The organism is Priestia sp. GS2 (assembly GCF_036409025.1).
Lineage (GTDB): Bacteria > Bacillota > Bacilli > Bacillales > Bacillaceae_H > Priestia > Priestia aryabhattai_A.
The window spans coordinates 74,299-91,196 of the sequence record NZ_JAZGJX010000002.1 but is presented as its reverse complement, the minus strand read 5'-3'; the positions used below and the strand labels follow the sequence as shown (position 1 = coordinate 91,196).

Annotated in this window: 19 protein-coding genes; 11 read left to right on the top strand and 8 right to left on the bottom strand. The window is 38.8% G+C overall.

Going from position 1 to position 16,898, the window contains the following annotated elements; all coding sequences use genetic code 11:
• Positions 1–12: 12 nt before the first annotated feature.
• The gene (locus tag V2145_RS19785; RefSeq protein WP_165932518.1) at positions 13–408 is read right to left on the bottom strand and encodes a DUF2283 domain-containing protein; all 396 of its coding nucleotides are present in this window, start codon (positions 406–408) and stop codon (positions 13–15) included.
• A 15-nt stretch (positions 409–423) separates the two neighbouring features.
• A complete protein-coding gene (locus V2145_RS19780) occupies positions 424–720 on the bottom strand; it encodes a DNA-binding protein (protein WP_131887193.1) in 297 nt (98 codons plus the stop codon).
• A gap of 418 nt (positions 721–1,138) precedes the next feature.
• Here V2145_RS19780 and V2145_RS19775 point away from each other — a divergent pair, with 418 nt between their 5' ends.
• Together V2145_RS19775 and V2145_RS19770 are read left to right on the top strand one after the other, a co-directional pair.
• On the top strand, positions 1,139–1,648 hold the full coding sequence (locus tag V2145_RS19775; protein WP_131887192.1) for a hypothetical protein: 510 nt from the start codon (positions 1,139–1,141) through the stop codon (positions 1,646–1,648).
• Positions 1,649–1,661: 13 nt separating this feature from the next.
• Entirely contained in the window at positions 1,662–1,907 is a 246-nt protein-coding gene (locus V2145_RS19770) for a hypothetical protein (RefSeq protein ID WP_131887191.1), read from the top strand.
• Positions 1,908–2,125: 218 nt separating this feature from the next.
• Here the strand turns inward: V2145_RS19770 and V2145_RS19765 are convergent, their stop codons facing one another.
• Positions 2,126–2,401 (bottom strand): hypothetical protein, encoded by a 276-nt coding sequence (locus V2145_RS19765; protein ID WP_311859598.1) that lies wholly within the window; start codon positions 2,399–2,401, stop codon positions 2,126–2,128.
• A gap of 293 nt (positions 2,402–2,694) precedes the next feature.
• On the opposite strand from V2145_RS19765, the gene V2145_RS19760 reads away from it, so the two are divergent.
• Together V2145_RS19760 and V2145_RS19755 are read left to right on the top strand one after the other, a co-directional pair.
• The gene (locus V2145_RS19760) at positions 2,695–3,042 is read left to right on the top strand and encodes a hypothetical protein (RefSeq protein WP_142299146.1); all 348 of its coding nucleotides are present in this window, start codon (positions 2,695–2,697) and stop codon (positions 3,040–3,042) included.
• A gap of 65 nt (positions 3,043–3,107) precedes the next feature.
• Positions 3,108–3,458 carry a hypothetical protein gene (locus V2145_RS19755; RefSeq protein WP_330988167.1) on the top strand — a complete coding sequence of 117 codons (351 nt, stop codon included), beginning with the start codon at positions 3,108–3,110 and terminating at the stop codon, positions 3,456–3,458.
• A gap of 54 nt (positions 3,459–3,512) precedes the next feature.
• Here V2145_RS19755 and V2145_RS19750 read toward each other — a convergent pair whose 3' ends face one another.
• Entirely contained in the window at positions 3,513–4,916 is a 1,404-nt protein-coding gene (locus V2145_RS19750; RefSeq protein WP_330988166.1) for an aminotransferase-like domain-containing protein, read from the bottom strand.
• Positions 4,917–5,073: 157 nt separating this feature from the next.
• Between V2145_RS19750 and V2145_RS19745 the strand changes: the two genes are divergently transcribed.
• From V2145_RS19745 to V2145_RS19735, 3 genes are all read left to right on the top strand, one after another.
• Complete coding sequence (locus V2145_RS19745; protein ID WP_131887188.1) at positions 5,074–5,781, top strand: AzlC family ABC transporter permease; 708 nt, start codon at positions 5,074–5,076, stop codon at positions 5,779–5,781.
• Between the two features lies 1 nt (position 5,782).
• A complete protein-coding gene (locus tag V2145_RS19740; protein ID WP_131887187.1) occupies positions 5,783–6,109 on the top strand; it encodes a branched-chain amino acid transporter permease in 327 nt (108 codons plus the stop codon).
• A 156-nt stretch (positions 6,110–6,265) separates the two neighbouring features.
• Entirely contained in the window at positions 6,266–7,051 is a 786-nt protein-coding gene (locus V2145_RS19735) for a tyrosine-protein phosphatase (protein WP_330988165.1), read from the top strand.
• 52 nt (positions 7,052–7,103) lie between these two features.
• On the opposite strand, the gene V2145_RS19730 is transcribed toward V2145_RS19735, so the two are convergent.
• Complete coding sequence (locus tag V2145_RS19730) at positions 7,104–8,288, bottom strand: YhgE/Pip domain-containing protein (RefSeq protein ID WP_222582556.1); 1,185 nt, start codon at positions 8,286–8,288, stop codon at positions 7,104–7,106.
• Between the two features lie 171 nt (positions 8,289–8,459).
• Here V2145_RS19730 and V2145_RS19725 point away from each other — a divergent pair, with 171 nt between their 5' ends.
• The gene (locus V2145_RS19725; protein WP_330988164.1) at positions 8,460–9,077 is read left to right on the top strand and encodes a TetR/AcrR family transcriptional regulator; all 618 of its coding nucleotides are present in this window, start codon (positions 8,460–8,462) and stop codon (positions 9,075–9,077) included.
• A 90-nt stretch (positions 9,078–9,167) separates the two neighbouring features.
• On the opposite strand, the gene V2145_RS19720 is transcribed toward V2145_RS19725, so the two are convergent.
• Positions 9,168–10,058: a ferritin family protein gene (locus V2145_RS19720; RefSeq protein WP_222582557.1), complete on the bottom strand. Its 891-nt coding sequence runs from the start codon at positions 10,056–10,058 to the stop codon at positions 9,168–9,170.
• Positions 10,059–10,277: 219 nt separating this feature from the next.
• Here V2145_RS19720 and V2145_RS19715 point away from each other — a divergent pair, with 219 nt between their 5' ends.
• Positions 10,278–11,165, top strand: coding sequence for a hypothetical protein (locus tag V2145_RS19715; protein WP_311859586.1), 888 nt, complete (start codon positions 10,278–10,280; stop codon positions 11,163–11,165).
• An 83-nt stretch (positions 11,166–11,248) separates the two neighbouring features.
• On the opposite strand, the gene V2145_RS19710 is transcribed toward V2145_RS19715, so the two are convergent.
• Positions 11,249–12,247, bottom strand: a complete 999-nt coding sequence (locus tag V2145_RS19710; protein ID WP_094911401.1) for a tRNA dihydrouridine synthase — start codon at positions 12,245–12,247, stop codon at positions 11,249–11,251.
• Positions 12,248–12,521: 274 nt separating this feature from the next.
• Between V2145_RS19710 and V2145_RS19705 the strand changes: the two genes are divergently transcribed.
• Entirely contained in the window at positions 12,522–13,004 is a 483-nt protein-coding gene (locus V2145_RS19705) for a glutathione peroxidase (RefSeq protein ID WP_311859585.1), read from the top strand.
• Between the two features lie 51 nt (positions 13,005–13,055).
• On the opposite strand, the gene V2145_RS19700 is transcribed toward V2145_RS19705, so the two are convergent.
• Entirely contained in the window at positions 13,056–13,865 is an 810-nt protein-coding gene (locus tag V2145_RS19700) for a hypothetical protein (RefSeq protein ID WP_330988163.1), read from the bottom strand.
• Between the two features lie 225 nt (positions 13,866–14,090).
• Here V2145_RS19700 and V2145_RS19695 point away from each other — a divergent pair, with 225 nt between their 5' ends.
• The gene (locus V2145_RS19695) at positions 14,091–16,895 is read left to right on the top strand and encodes a DEAD/DEAH box helicase (protein WP_330988162.1); all 2,805 of its coding nucleotides are present in this window, start codon (positions 14,091–14,093) and stop codon (positions 16,893–16,895) included.
• Positions 16,896–16,898: the final 3 nt, after the last annotated feature.

Genomic DNA, 16,898 nt, shown 5'->3' with positions numbered 1-16,898 from the left:
TACAGCTTTCTTTTATGGCTTAACGAGCTGCATCAATAGCGGTCGCTCATATAGATTTGAATCAATTACGTCAAAGCCGACGAAGTGTTGATAATCAGCGTCTGCAAAGCAAAATTTAATTCCGTTAAAAACAAATGTTGCATGAGCCTCTTGAGATGATAGGCAAAATGAGAACATCTCATCATGCATTGTATAGATATGCTCAGCACCAGAAAGTGGCGCTATCTTCTCTGCAAGCATTCCGAAAAGCTCAATGCCAATAATTCGGCCCTCACTATCAATATCAAGCAGTAAACTAGGATTTACTTCTAATTCTTCCGTTTCTTGAATTTGATAAGAAGCCGAAGCAGGGAAGAGATAAAGGTAAGCTAACTTTGCGTCAGTATCATATGTAATTCTAGCGTCCATGTCTATTTCTCCCATCTATTCTCTGTGTTTATTATTGGTATAAAGATCGGCTGATGAAACCCACTCAACAAATTGATGATATGGATAATACGTCTTGCCTTTCAGCTCAATTTTAGGAGCATCTGGGTATTTATTTAGTAGCTCCTGCATTTCTTCTCGCGTTAAGCTAAAGTGATAGTGAAGATCACGCTCCTTAATTAAATAAGGGTAGGTTGTTTTCTCTTTCGGTTTACCAAAATTTTTTAAACCATCTCCAATAAAGTAACCAAGAGCAGCTAGCCCTATAGCAATCCAAAAAAAGCTGATATCCATGATTTTTAACCTCCTAATCTTTATAGTTATTAATAGTCCATTACACCTTAGTAAGTTTTTGATCTGCGATAAAATTCATTAAAATAACTGTTCCTGATAAATTTAATAGGATACTATTTCCTGAAATACACCAGTTAGATTTAAAGTTAACGCCAAAATCAAACAAATTGCCCCCATCATTATACAAAGTTATCTTGAACTACGATTATTCAATTTCTTCACCATTAACAAAAAGTAAATATAAGTATATTTTAACATAATTTAGATTGTTTTATGTTTCTTTTATAATAGCAGAATAGTCATTCATAAATTTTAAATTTAGGATAATTTAATCAATCTTGCCGAATAGTCTATAGATTTTAGTCAGAATATGGTAGCCTCTAAAATAATAGAAATTTTCAAAAAAGAGGTGGTTTTTGTGAAAATTAGTAAATTCATGATGGCTCTCGTATTTACGTTAGTGATGTCTAGCGCTTTTAGCAACAGTGCTTTTGCTGCTTCCACTAAGACCGTTCCATCCAGTTATAACGGAGCCATTGTAAAAAAGACTTTGATTGATACAAGAGCACAGTGGAGTCAGGATGAACACACCTATTATTTAAAACCTGCCAAAGCCAGAGCATTTGCTTCAAAAATTGAAAGGGGAACTGCGACGCAGGTTTCTCAGTATATTACAAGTACTTTAGTGGGGATTAAGTTCACTACCCCTGGTGCATTAATCGGTGGGGTTACGTTATTAGATAATTTGAGAAGAAGTGAATTGGCAAATGAAATTAGAGCTAAGTCAGAAAAGGGCCCTGTTAAGTTTACGCTGGTTAAGCATCGCTATGGATGGGGATACGGAGCTGTTACAAGTTGGAACGGTAGCTCCATTGATATTAGTGAACCAAAACCCTATGAACTTAAAGGCTATGCATTTATAGAGTAATAGTGGAGAGTGAATGATTGTGATTTACGTTGTTATTTCAGTCGTGACAGGGATACTAGCACTCATCTACAGCTTACGGTTGAAAGGAGACAAAGTAAAACGAATTAGTTTAGTTTTCACAGCAGGTTTTTGTTTGATGATGGCGTTGCTGATCCACTATAACGTAGTAGATGGTGTATACTTCTTGCTAAACGTTGTTTTCTATGGAGTTATTTCAATAGTGGCTCAGGGAATTTTGAAAATGGGAAAGAGTAGCTGAAAAGCTACTCTTTTTGGTATGTTTCTTTTTTCTATCTATCTCTTTCTGTGTAAACCCACAAGTTGTATAGTGCCCAAATAAGAGGGGAGCGAGCATCATATAATGAAGTTGACTCAATGGCAAATAAAACAATAGAAGAGCTCCAATTAGTAAAAAAGGGGGGGGGAAGGATAGCATACTTCTTCCAGTTCATTTCCTTAACCTTTCATCTATCATTATTAAAAATCTTTTATCAATAAAATTAGTCCAATGATGTATAAACTAACGCTAATTAACCATTTTACGCTTAGCGGAAGCTTTACGTTTTCAAACTTCACGGCAATGTAATAAATCATGAGGACTCCTGTGAGGTAGACCCAATTTATTTTCCATTGGTCAGGGAGCAAATTAAAACTAATCCAACCAATCCCTAAACCAAACACGTCTCGGAGGTAAGGCGACGTTCTCTGGGTTTTATATGTTTCTTTTCGTTTAGGTACATGACTCTCTTCCATATGTTTCTCCTACCTTTTCTCGACCTTAAAATACATATAAGCAAAGAATAAAAATAAACAAAGCATAGTAGGGAAAATTATATATGAATCAACTACTGCACTGACGGTAGGCTGTAAATAATGGTTATATAACATATAGATTATACCTGTAAAAGCGATAAGCACTTGGTAAGTTATTTTACGACTGAACACGTATAAGACCACCTTTACATATCTTTAGTACGATACTATTATAACATTAAATACCTTTTATATTAAAATATGGTAATTTATTTTCGTGAAAAGGAGGAAGAATGATGTATTCACCACAAGAAGCTTTGCTTTCTAGTTCCATCTATTTTATGTTCATGGCTTTTTCATTTATTATTAGTTTTTTAATAGGCAGATATATAATCTTAAGAACAAATCGAACACTAGGAGAAGCTCAGGGAATGGCTTTGTTTAGCCATTTTTTATTGTTTTTAATGAACGTGGGAGCCTGGTGGTTTCCACATGCCTTTTATAGCTTGCTGATTTTTGAATTCTTCTTTACTACCTTTATCAGTATCGTAGTTTTTATTGTCAGTGAGTTAGTTCTTTATATTTGGCTAAAAACGATTTATAGAAAGGTCATACATAAAGGAGAAGTTTTTAAAAAATGATTTTTCAAACGGATTAAAACATATATAATAGCTAGGAAAATAGTAAATTAAAAAGGAACGAAACGATGATTGAGATATTTTGGTATATTTATTTAGGGATTTTAGGAACTGCGCTAGTTGGCTTTTTAATTCAAGGAAAAAAGACCGTTGCGTACGTAACCGATTTTCTTATTTCAATTGTGACATGGCTTGGGCTGTTTGGATATGTCACAGGAACTGATTTATTCACGCCTTTTATTTGGAAGATGGTTTTCGTTGGAGGATTGATTTGGGACATTACGTTTACCTTCGTTAAAGGTATAAAGCACGAAGAACTTGAAGAGTTATCCACTCCTGTACAAGCAGCACTATTTATTGGAACAGGAATTATCACGGTAGGTCCGCTTTACTACGGATTGTTTCAGTATGCCTTTTAAAACGCAGAGTAAGAGAAAAAAGAGTTGAGGTTCATTTCAACTCTTTTTTTATTGCTATAAAAGCTCTTTTTCCTCTAGATATTCTTTCAATACGCGAAGTCCAACTCGCAGCTCTTCCAGCGAATTAGTGGAAGAAAGAGCGACGCGCAGGTATTTATTAGGCGTAGTCTGTCCACTTAAGAAACGGTCGGAGTGATAAATGCGAATTCCACGCTCGTGAAGATCTGCTTCAAGCTGGAGTGCGTTATGATAAGGGTTAATTGACAGCCAGCGGAAAAAGCTCAGCGGATGCTCGTAGTGTTTGCGAGCTGGAAAGTATTCAAAATAAAGATCGTTGGCTTCTTGAACAAGCTGTTTTTTCTTCGAGATAATGTCATGAGCTTTTCCAGATAAGATAAGCTCCGTCACGATTTCAGCGTTTAAGGATGACGTTTTGACATTGATATTAAAAATAGCGCGCAAAATCTTCTCTTTAAAACGCTCACCGTATACCATATAAGCAACGCGAAGGCCTGAGTAAAGCGCTTTTGAAGTGCTGCAGATGTACACGGTTTGTTCAGGAAGTAAGTTAAACATGGGCTGTTTATAATCGGTGACTACTCCTGCTGTGAAAAAAGCGTAGATATCATCTTCAATGATAATTAAATCATGTTTTTTGATAACGGATGCCAGTGCTTTTTTACGATTGTCTGTCATCATCACGGTCGTTGGGTTACAGCACGAAGGCATGAGAAATACGCCGTGAATAGAGGTGTGGCTACATTGTTTTTCAAGTTCTGCTGGAGACATTCCGCATTCATCACCAGCAATAGGAACAAGCTGAATATGATACATCTTGGCAATTTCAATAAAGTTTGAGTACGTATATAAATCCGTAGCTATTTTTTGACCAGGCTCAAACAAGGCGGTTAAGCTGATGGCCAGCGCATTTTGAGCGCCTGATACGATGGAAACCTGTTCGGGGGAAGCGTTCACGCCGAGGTTTTCCATCCAGTTCACGGCGGCCATCTTCTGATGGGGAATTCCAGTAGGATCGTTGTAGTTTAAAAGCTGGTCGAAGTAGCGCTTTTCCATTACGGTTGAGAGCACTTCCTTTAAATAAGGGCTCGTTCGTTCAAATGAAGCTACAAATCCAAGATCAATGTTGCACGTGAGCCTATCTGCTGAAATCGTAATAGAGCGAGTGGCGTTTGGAGAAATGAACGTACCGCTTCCCGTTACGGCATAAATCAGGCCTTTCATTTCACAAATTTTATAAGCTCTTGTAATCGTTGTGAAGTTTAGATCAAGAAAATCAGCTAGCTCACGCTGTGGAGGTAGCTTTGTTCCTGGAGCTAAAAAGCCGTTGGTGATATCTTCTTCGAGTAAGTGAGCTAAGGATTGGTAGTAAGGACGCTTTAACGACGAGCGATCAGGCTTCCATGACATGGGATAATGTTCAAATGAGTTTACAGGCATGACGCCACCTCCAGTTCAGACGTTTGGTAATTCTTATTTTAGTATAGCCCAAACCATCGTGCCGGAGAGAATTGTAATCCATACAATTCTTTTATTTTTTGTATGGATTGGGTGTGTTAAAACTAAAATAAGTTACTCAAGCAAGGATGTGAAATCAATGAGCCATCAAGAAAAAATACGCGCACTTCGCGCAGCATTCCCGCACACTCTGCCGATTTTTGCAGGCTTTTTGTTTTTAGGAGGGGCGTACGGCATCTATATGAACTCCCTAGGGTTTCATCCCATATATCCAATTCTCATGAGTTTATTTATCTTCGCAGGATCAATGGAGTTTGTTGCAGGGGGGCTGTTGCTGGCGACGTTTAATCCAGTCAGTGCATTAGTACTTACGCTTATGGTTAATGCTAGACACTTATTTTATGGGCTTTCTCTATTAGAAAAATACAGCGGCGTTGGGAGAAAGAAAGGCTACTTAATCTATGGTCTTTGCGACGAATCATTCTCCATCAGTCAGGCAACGGATGTACCTAAAGGAATTGATAAAGGCTGGTTTTTCTTTTTTATTACGCTGTTGAATCACTGCTACTGGGTACTCGGCTCAGCACTTGGCAGTATCTTTGGCTCGTTTATTACGTTCAGCACGGAAGGAATTGAATTCGTCATGACCGCGCTGTTTGTCGTCATTTTTATGGAGCAATGGAAAAAAGGCAAGCAGTACCACAGCGCACTGATCGGAATTGGTTTTTCGAGCGTAAGCCTGTTTGTTTTTGGCCCAAATAGCTTTATTATTCCAGCTATGATTTTGATACTAGCGGTATTAACGCTCATTCGCAAGCCTGTTCAAAAAGCAGAGGTGACAATGTAATATGACTATTACCCAGCAAGTTATCATGATTATAATGGTTGTTCTCGGAACGATGATTACGCGCTTTTTACCATTTTTACTTTTTCCAGCCAATAAGCCAACCCCTAAGTATGTTCAGTATCTCGGAGTTGTTCTACCGGCAGCGGTCATCGGATTGTTGGTTGTGTATTCGTTAAAGGATATCAGCTTTATTTCAGGAAGTCATGGGTTACCTGAAATGCTAGCAGTTGGCTTTGTGGTACTGCTTCATGCATGGAGAGGAAGCATGCTGCTTTCGATTGGGGGAGGAACGCTTTTATATATGGGATTGGTTCAGCTGGTGTTTTGAAGGGCGCCAGTTTTGTGTCATTTTTTTGATATGAGGCTACACTTTTTGTTCATTGTGGCATGAATAAATAAAAAGTAAGTTGATTAATAGTTCAGCATTTTGGTGCGATGTCGTAGAATAGAGAAAAGCAACTATTACAAACAATGGAGAAAGAATATGAACCATAAATTTGAAAAGCTATTTAACTTTCGAGATGTTGGCGGAGTAATGACAGAGAATGGCGAAAAGCTTAAAGAAGGAGTTTTGTTTCGCTCAGAAGATCTATCAAAGCTAACGAAACAAGATATTGAGACCTTTCGTCAGCTGAATATTAAAGCACTTTGTGATTTAAGAATGCCATCTGAACAAAAATCAAAGGTTAGTCGAGTGGGACCAGGCCCTGGTATGGAGCTATTATCGGTATCTATCCATGACAAGAGCCAAGAGTTTACCCATCTTGAGTTTTTTAAGTTTCTTGTGAGCAAGTCGACTAGCGTTGATTTCGAAAAAATCATGAGAGATATGTATGAGCACATGGCTTTTGGCTGTCATGACGAAATAAAAGAAATTATTTGCTTCTTATCTCATACAAGTCGGATACCTGCTCTTATTCATTGTACGGGTGGTAAGGATCGAACCGGGTTTATCGCGGCTATTATTCAATTATATTTGGGCGTTTCATATGAAACAGTAATAGCTGAATACTTAAAGTCAAATGAGCTAATTGCAGAAAAAATGAAAAGAACTGAGTCGTTTATTCGATGGATGAGCTTATTTCGAATTTCCCCTGAACAAATCAGGCCCGTTCTGGAAGTGCGTCGTGAGTACTTGGAAGATGTTTATCAAAAAATCATGAAGCAGTACGGAGATATTGAAACGTATTTAAAAGAAGGGTGCGATATTCCGAGAAGTTGTTTAGAAGAGCTGAAAAGAAAGTTTCTTTCATCCAGCGAAGGCCAATAACAAAGCAAAAAGAAGCCGAACTCCATTTGAGTTCGGCTTCTTGTGATTTCTATTACTGTTCAAGCTCTACTTTTTCGTTGACGGCTTGTGGCTTAAACGCAGAAAGTAGGATCACAATTCCGCTGATGATTCCAATCCATACAAGTATGGATAGTGGACCATCCCACGTGATGCTCTTTCCAAAAAAGAAGAGATCTCGTAACCCTTCAATCATGAATCGCATTGGCAACCATGAATAAATCCAGTCTCTGTAAAAAGAAGACATCATTTCTGGAGGCAGTGAAAGCAAAGGTGCTCCAAAGAAAAGCATTAGGGCAAATAAGGGTATTCCTTTTATGCCTACTAGTGAAAGAACGGCCGAAATCATTAAAATGAAACTAAAGGACGTAATCGTTAAGAATAAGGCTGCGTCTGTAAACTGTGGAATATGGAAACCAATCATGTGAGCAGCTAACCAGGTTAAGCTAAATCCAATTACAAGTGCTATGAAAGCGCCCATGAATAGTTGGATTAATTTAGCTTTTACAACATCTTTACGGTTTCTAGCCTTTAATTTACGAGTTGCGATGAAAAGAATAGCGGCACTTGCTAGGCAAGCAATCCATAAGGGTTGAAACAAAGAGATTGGAGAATTGCCGTTTGCGCTATTTTTGCCGGTTTCGTGAACATTTTTCATCGTTTTACCAATCGGGTTCGCGAACAGTTCAACTTGCTTTGGCGTTAACGTTGCCCCTTGTTTTTCTAATTCAGTAATGAGCTGAGTGCGTACAGTTGTGTTTATCTGATCAACTACATTGTTTACTATTTGTCCTGCAGCTGTGGATGCCATCGTGTTCATCCCTTGATTAATAAAAACCTCTAATTTAGCTGTTTCCGGGGCAGGTGTCTTGAAAGAAGCTTGCTTTGCGCTGAAGTCTTTAGGAATGACGAGTGCTGCGTAATAGTCTCGATTTTCCAATCCTTTTTGCATATCATTTTCATTTTCTTCAACAATCCACTTCACAGCCGGTTCACTTTCAGCTGTAGCTTTTGAGCTTTTTATCACCATGTCTACAACTTTCTGTCCCATATTTACCTCGGGTTGATTAGGGAGCTGAATTCCTTCATCTGCGTTCACAATCGCGATCGGTAAGTTCTTAAGTTCAGGCTGAACGGATGGATATAATGTTTGTGAAAAAATAAAGATAATGCCAAACACAATAAGAGGTGAAAATAAGAGCAGTTTGTTCTTAAACATGTTTCTTCCTCCTTACACTTTTGATAAAATAATGAACAACCTGTTGTTTATTATGATTCTATTCGAATTCTATACTTTGTATGAGGCGTCATCAATAATCAAAATTCAAGGATGTGTTGGTTACGGGACACTACTTAGCAATCTGTTGGATAAAATAAAGGGGGACATACGATGAAAAATCAGCATTTGGACTTACGAATTGTTCGGACAAGAGAATCTATCCAAAATGGATTCATTGAATTGATTGAGGAAAAAGGGTTCGACGCTATTTCAGTGAAAGATATCACAACGAGAGCCAACATCAATCGAGGCACATTCTATGCGCATTATGAGGATAAATTTGATTTAATGAAGAAATGTGAAGATGAAGTAATGCTAGAGCTTTCAACTATTGTAAAAGAGAACTTCCCAAGCGTTGTTGCTTCTCTAGAGAAAGATTCACCAATAGCGGTCCCGTCTACCATCGCAATCGTAATCTTTGAATATCTAAACAAAAACAGTAGTTTCATGAGAGCGTTATTAGGTCCAAACGGAGATTTATCTTTTCAGACGAGGTTAAAAAAGTTTATGTGGAAAGAAATCTTTGAAAATGAAGCCTTTGACTTTGTTCGGAAAGAAAATTTTCTTGTTCCAGGAGACTACTTGGCTTCTTACATAGCTTCTGCGCATATTGGAGTAATCCAACAGTGGCTTAATAGCGGCCGAAAAGAATCGCCAGAAGAAATGGCTAAAATCTTTTCAATCATTACTTTTAACGGTCCTTTTTTTGCTGCTGGTTTGAAAAAATAAGGTGCCAGAAGGTCTATCTAAGAAGGATCTTCATCTCAAAAAAGCTAAACTGCTGTTAGTTTAGCCTTTTTTTTAAAGATGTTTAATCGGTTAGCCGAAAGATGCAACCCCTCTTTCAAAAGCAGCTAAATGATTGACAGATGCGTTTCGTAGCTGTGAAAAGACCGTTCGTGCATCACTTGGAATATCGTATGTTAAAAAGCGTTCGTACATCTTAATATTATCAATCTCTGCTTGAACACCTGCTGAATATGCAGCTTTGAGGTTTGCTGGAGTTTTGACAAGGTCTTGAGAAGTATCATCAGGAATCGGTGCTTGGTAGCGATCAAATAGTGGCAGTAGTGCATCAATATGGCGTAGTTCCGCTTCCTTGATTTGAACGAATGTTCGTACGGGCCCAAACGTTTGAATAACGTTATTATATCTAGACTGAGCTAGGTACTCGTCTTGAAGTGCATATGTCAGCATTTCTGATAACGATAGCGATGGTGCATTTAATGCCCCTTTAGCACCGTAATTATCAAGCTGCCTTTGAGACGAAGAGGGCTTTGGGTTTTTCATAAAATATAAGAACCATACGGCGTGATTCTGCTCATCTGAGGCTGCTCGTCGAAAACGATCTTTTATCGTAAGGTCTTGCGCTTTGTCTGAAATATCTAAGTAAGAATCCACAGCTTCTTGCTCGTCTTTAAACGCAAACTCAATGCCATCTTTATAATTGTTGGGACATTGTTCAGTGATTTGATAAGAGGGCTGTCTTCCAGCTAACGCTATATAAATTCTGGTGAACTCTTCAAGGTGTCGTTTTTCATCTTTTTGAATTTCACGTATTTTGTTGCGCTCTTCTTTTGTCGGTGCTAGGTTAGCTAACTTTTCGTAGCATGAAATAGCACTATACTCTGCATTGATAGCTTTTTGAATATCGCTTAAAAGCTTTGTATCTGAGGTGTTTCGATAAAAATCATGAAAGTATGAATACATAGATTGTCCTCCTTGTATTTGCAATTCATACATTTTATGTATGTAAAGCGGGCTAGTGTGCATGACTATGTTCTAAGACGTAATGATTAGTTAATTCGTATGATGTTTTTTTCTAATGCTTAATGCCTTTTTCCTGTTTTTACATATCATCCATAATTTTCAATTTATGAATGATATACTTTTTAAGTTAAGAAAAAACGGACGAGTGAGGCGAACAAGATGAAGAAATGGTTACTTGTAACAGCTGCAAGTTTACTACTAGCAGCTTGCGGTAAAGACGAGAGTGCAGAACAAGCGAAAGAAACAGCGGCTGCGGAAGAGCAAAAGAATGAAGAAAAAATAGAAAAAGAAGCTGAAAAGGAAAATTCAAAAGAAGAAACCTCAAAAGTGGAACTATCCCAAGAAGAGACAGACCAGCTTCGAATCCCAACGGTTTCAATTGATTCACCATATTACGAAAAAGATCTTACAGAACAAGAACTAGTTGAAAACTATATGGACGAGACGGGAAGAATTTACTTTAGCTTAACGGAAGAGCCAATCCGAACAATTGTCAGCAGTACGTCATCTTCAAAGGTTTCAAACATCACAAACTACAGTGATGTGTTTATTAATCCAGAAAGCCAACAAGCATATCAGCTTCAAAATCAAGCCGAAAGGGATCAAATCTATAAATTAATTTTAGCCAATCAGCCAACGCAGCTCCAAGGCACGGATCCTTCTGAGTATAGAACATGGGAACAAGCGACGAACTTAGAGCGAGGCATGATGCAGATGCTTTATTTAGTCGGACCGACAATGAATGATATTAAAACTGCGATGGACCGTGACTTATATGATCACCCGGCGTTTGTAGTAGGACAAGAAGAGCTAGAAAAACTAGGCGCACCGCTTGTTTTTGCACCGGCTCCGCAAACTCCGCTAGACTATGAGCTTTTTGAAAACATGAAAATGGTTCAAGCAATGTGGGGACAGGTAGGTAAATTTGAGAATCCTGCTGAAAATAAAGCGGAATTTGAAAAGGTATATGCCCAAGCGAGACAAGAAACCAACAATTTATTCGCGCGCATTAACTATGCGTTAACGGAAGGCGGCTTTAGTGAATAAGCAAATTTGATTTATCAAAAACAAAAGCTGAACCTCATGTAGGCTCAGCTTTTTGTGTTGACACTTTTTAAGTAAAGCAAAGATTACTTAATGGAAAAACCTTCGTCTTCTTTCATGCCAGTTCGATCTTTGAACTCATCAAGCAAATCACGTACTTCATCAGTCGTTTCTGTGCTCATCAGTAAGTTTCGTAACTCACTTGCACCTCGGAATCCACGAACGTAGATTTTGAAGAAGCGACGAAGCGGTTTAAATGGACGTGGCTCTAATTCTTTCGAATATTTATCGTGAAGATCTAGCTGCAAACGAAGAAGGTCTAATAGCTCTTCGCTTGTATGCTCTTTCTTTTCTTTTTCGAACGCGAATGGATTATGGAAGATTCCGCGTCCAATCATAACTCCATCAATACCGTACTTCTCCGCAAGCTCCAAGCCTTGTTGACGGTCAGCAATGTCACCGTTAATCGTAAGAAGCGTATGAGGTGCAATTTCATCACGAAGTTTTTTGATTTCTGGGATCAGCTCCCAGTGTGCGTCCACGTCACTCATTTCTTTTTTCGTACGAAGGTGGATAGATAGGTTAACGATATCTTGTTCTAAAATATGCTTTAACCAGTCGTACCACTCGTCGACTTTTGTATAGCCAAGGCGCGTTTTTACGCTGACAGGAAGTCCGCCAGCTTTTGCTGCTTGGATAATCTCTGCCGCAACGTCTGGACGACGGATTAAGCCAGATCCTTTTCCGTTTCCTGCAACGTTTTGCACAGGACAGCCCATGTTAATATCGATGCCGCGGAAGCCCATTTCAGCCATGCCAATACTCATTTGACGGAAGTATTCAGGCTTGTCTCCCCAAATATGCGCAACGATTGGCTGCTCGTCTTCAGTGAACGTTAGGCGTCCTTTTACGCTATCTTTTCCTTTGGGATGGCAGTAGCTTTCCGTATTTGTAAACTCTGTAAAAAACACATCAGGTCGAGCTGCTTCTGTCACCACGTGACGGAAAACAACGTCCGTTACGGCTTCCATTGGCGCCAAAATAAAGAACGGACGAGGCAGCTCATGCCAAAAATTATCTTTCATTGTATATCTAAACCCTTTCCTTAAAGGGAAACGCGTTCCCGAAATTAAAAAGTGAAATGATTGTTAGAGAGCTGATTTCTACTATAGAAGAAATTCAACACTATATACTTTAATAGTATTAAATAAAAAGTGCAAGGGAACGGGGCATCTTGTTGTGCTGGAAATTGTTATTTAAATCGTTTTGTGGTTCTGATGAAAAGGAAAATGATTGAATTCCCTATAAATGTTTTATAAAATTAAATAGCGCACAATTTTTATGAAGGGGGAAGCGAATGTGGAGACTTTGTACGACTTAACGGTAAAAAAGACAAATGGCGAAGAACAAGCATTAAAGAAGTATGAAGGCAAAGTAGTGCTCATTGTGAACACGGCTAGTCACTGCGGTTTGGCAGGTCAGTTTAAAGAGCTACAAGAGCTATATGACAAATACAACGAGCAGGGCTTAGAAATCTTAGGTTTTCCATGCGGTCAATTTAACAACCAAGAGTTTGATAATATTAATGAAACAACGCAGTTCTGCCAGCTGAATCACGGCGTAACTTTCCCAATGTTTGCGAAGGTTGATGTGAACGGAGAGAATGAAGACCCGCTGTTTACGTTTTTAAAGAATCAAAAAAAGGGTCTCCTATCTAAAAACATCAAGTGGAACTTTACAAAGTTTCTTGTTAATAAGAAAGGTCATGTATTAGAGCGCTATGCGCCGACTGTGGAGCCGAGAAAGATTGAGAAGGAAATTGTAAAGCAGTTAGCGCTGTAGGGAAAGATTAAAAGGAGCTTAGGGATCTGAGCTCCTTCATTTTTTATAGTATTACTGTCCGTCCGTAAGAGGATACAGCTTATACTCCCACTGATGCGTACATTCCTCTAGCATATAATACCCGCGCTCTTCGTTGCGTACAATCCGGGAGCACTGCTGTCTGGGTATTAGCCCTTCGTCACCAGCGCTTACAACATCAATCCAGCGCTGACCTGTTTTTTTATCATACCGAGTGATGAAATCATTCCCGTCAATGGTTATTGCCTCTCCGTCACTGTTGCTGTTTGCTTTTAGTATGAAATTCTCTATTTCTTTTGTACTGACTGACGATGAAGAAGAGGCTAAATACACATCTTTTGCTCCTTTCCATGAGTTAAACCTGACAATATCTTTGGAAACCCATGTTGGATTATGGGCTCCTAATGCTGCTTCAGCTCCTTCTTCAACAGGATATTCGGGTCCTCTCACCATAAATTCCACCGATTGATTGTCGAGAAGCCTACCAATTACTCCAAATCGTGTTTTATAAAAGTGATAAAAATACGTTGTCTCACCTAGAGTGACGTGACGATACTCAATTACAAGAGATTGTTTGTGACTGGGAGAATCAATCTTTGTATAGTCATAATCCATGAACAAGACCATAAACCCATGTATAAATAAGGCCGGAATTCCAACGATTAGTCCTAAACCAACCCACAGCTTTTTGTTAACAAAAAATAGCACGATGATATTGATGACTAAAGGAATGAGATAACCTGTGGGTTTTAAAAAGAGGAAAAAATATCCTGATAGATGCATAGATGTTAGTCCTAAGTCCATTACGAACAGAAAAATCAGTAGCCATTTCGCTTTCGTCATTTTGTTTCCTCGTTTCCATGTATGAAATGCATTAAAACATTTAGAATGATTTTAGCATAGGATTAACAAATTGTGGGAAGTTGTTTGAGGGTAAAGAGGTTGATGATAGTTTATAAGATAGATACTTTAACTCTTGCTGTTTACCAAAAACCCCTTGATCCACCCCATCCAAACCCCTAAACTAAAAGTAACAGTTTAATGGAAAAAGGTGGAGCGGTGGACTACATGAACAATCGATTACTAGTAAACTCAAAAAACACGAATCTTCTACATGAGCTTGTGACTTCTTTGAAAGAGTGTAAGAGCTTTTATTTTAGCGTGGCTTTTATTAATTTTAGCGGGCTGCAGCTGCTTTTAGACCCTTTGAAGGAAGCGGCTAATCGTGGTGTAGAAGGTCGTATTATTACGTCGACGTATTTGAATTTTACGGAAGTGAAGGCGTTAGAGAAGATTAAAAGCTTTGATAATATTGATCTTAAGGTATTTAGCTCGGTAGAAGAAAAAGGGTTTCATACGAAGGTTTATATTTTTGAGTATGAGAGCGACTACAAGGTGATTATTGGATCTGCAAATATAACGCAAAGCGCGCTGAAAATCAATATTGAGTGGAATGTAGAGGTTGTATCAAAGAGCGAAACGCCTTTCATTCAAGATGTACTAAAGGAATACGAGCATTTGTGGGACATTAGCAACGACGCCACGAGCGAATTTCTCGAGGAGTACGGAAAGTTTTTGGCTGCGCTAAAGGAAGCAGCGTACAAGCCTCAGATGATTTTTGAACAGAGTGAATACATCAAGCCAAATAAGATGCAACAGCGCGCGATGGGAAATTTAGAGCGCTTGCGCAGCTTTGGTGAAACGAAAGCTTTAGTCATTGCGGCAACGGGTACAGGTAAGACGTATATGTCAGCATTCGACGTGCAAAAAGTGAAGCCAAAGCGCCTTTTGTTTATTGTACACCGAGAAGAGATACTCCAAAAAGCAAAAGAAACGTTTGAAACGCTGCTTGTGAACGAGGGAGTGACGTTTGGCTTTTTGACAGGAAGCTCGAAAAATCAAGAAGCAGACTACTTGTTTGCGACGATTCAAACGTTAACGAAGCACTATAGTACGTTTGAGCGAGATTCGTTTGATTATATTATCTATGATGAAGCGCACCATGCGACAAGTCCTTCTTATCAGCGAGTAATGGACTATTTTACGCCAGCATTTACGCTAGGCATGACGGCAACGCCAGAGCGAAGCGACAGCATGAGCGTATTTGATTTGTTTGATAACAACGTAGGTATTGAAGTTCGTCTTCACGAAGCGCTAGAAGATCAGTTAGTCGTACCGTTTCACTATTTTGGTATTACGGATATTGAAGATGTTGATTTAAGTGGTATTGACATTGATGATATAGCCGAGGTAACCAAACGGTTAAAAGTAAATGAGCGCGTTGATTTTATTATTGAAAACATGGAGTTTTATGGTCACGACGGTTTAACTCGTAAAACGCTTGGCTTTTGCGCTAGTATTGAGCACGCTGAGTATATGGCAGCACAGTTTAATAAGCGTGGCTACAAAAGTGAAGTGTTACATGGCGGCCATTCCATCCTTCAGCGTCAAGCGTGTATTAAACGATTAGAAGATGATAGAGATGAATTAGAAGTCATCTTTTCAGTAGATATTTTCAATGAAGGTGTGGACATTCCATCGGTGAACTCTGTATTAATGCTTCGTCCAACAAATTCACCAATTGTCTTCATCCAGCAGCTGGGACGTGGTTTGCGCAAGCACGAAAGCAAATCATTCCTAACAGTGCTTGATTTTATCGGAAATCACAGCAAGGTCTTTTTAATTGCCCTTGCCTTAAACGGCAGCCGCTATTACGATAAGGAAAGCTTAAAGGTAGCTATAGCAACGGGATTCCCAAGTATTCCAGGTGCTACGCATATTCAAATGGATGAGATTTCACGCGACAGAATTTTAGCGCAAATTGACCGTGAAAACTTCAATTCGCTGAAGTACCTGAGAGAAGAGTACAACGAGTTCAAAAAATTAAATCAAGGCATGATTCCGTATTATCTCATGGACTATTTAAAGTTCGACGGAGCGCCTGACCCAGTGAAATTTATTAATAAAGAAAAATCATATCTTCAGTTTGTAGCAAAAACCGAAAAAGACGACCAGCTGAAAACTTTGTTGCTTCACGAAGACTTTGAAAGTGCCCTTAAGGAATTGTCTAGTAAGCTACCAATCAAGCGGGTATACGAGTTTGTGATTTTGAAATATTTACTAGGTCATGACAAAGTTTCACTGAAGCAAGCTAATAAGGAAATCTTGAAATACGTAGAGAACGTGGAGGAAGATACGGTAAGGCATGCGTTTGAAGTGTTAAATCAAGCGTACTATGATAGTGGTCAGCTTCGTTCTAAGTTGAAGCTACTTGATTTCAACGGAGAAGAAGCGGTGAAAACGGAGCGCTTTGTGAATGTTTTACATAACGATCAGTTTAAGCCGTTTATTAAAGATGCGATTGATTATGGTATTTTTCGCTACGAAAAAGAGTTTGGTAAACGAGATTACGGCGTACCGCACTTAAAGCTGTATGAACAGTACACGATGATGGACCCAGCTTTACTATCAAACTATCGGAAAACGCACAGCTCGTTTCGTGGTTCTGGCTTATTAACAAGTGAGAAAGAATTCTTCTTGTTTATTGATCTTCATAAGGAAGAAGACATTAAAGAAAGCATTAACTATCAGGATAAGTTTATCGACAAGCGCACGTTCCACTGGCAAACGCCAAACAGTACGACCCAAAAATCTGAGCGAGGAAAGAATATCATTTTTAACAAAGATAGAGGTATTCATCTGCATCTGTTTGTACGAAAGTATCGTAAAATTGATGAAAAAACTGAGCCGTTTATTTATATCGGAAAAGGAAATACGGTTGAGTACCACGGAGAAAAGCCAATTACGGTCATTTTAGAATTAGAAAATGAAATTCCAGCACTTTTGTATACAGAGTTTACGGAAAGAGTATAGCCT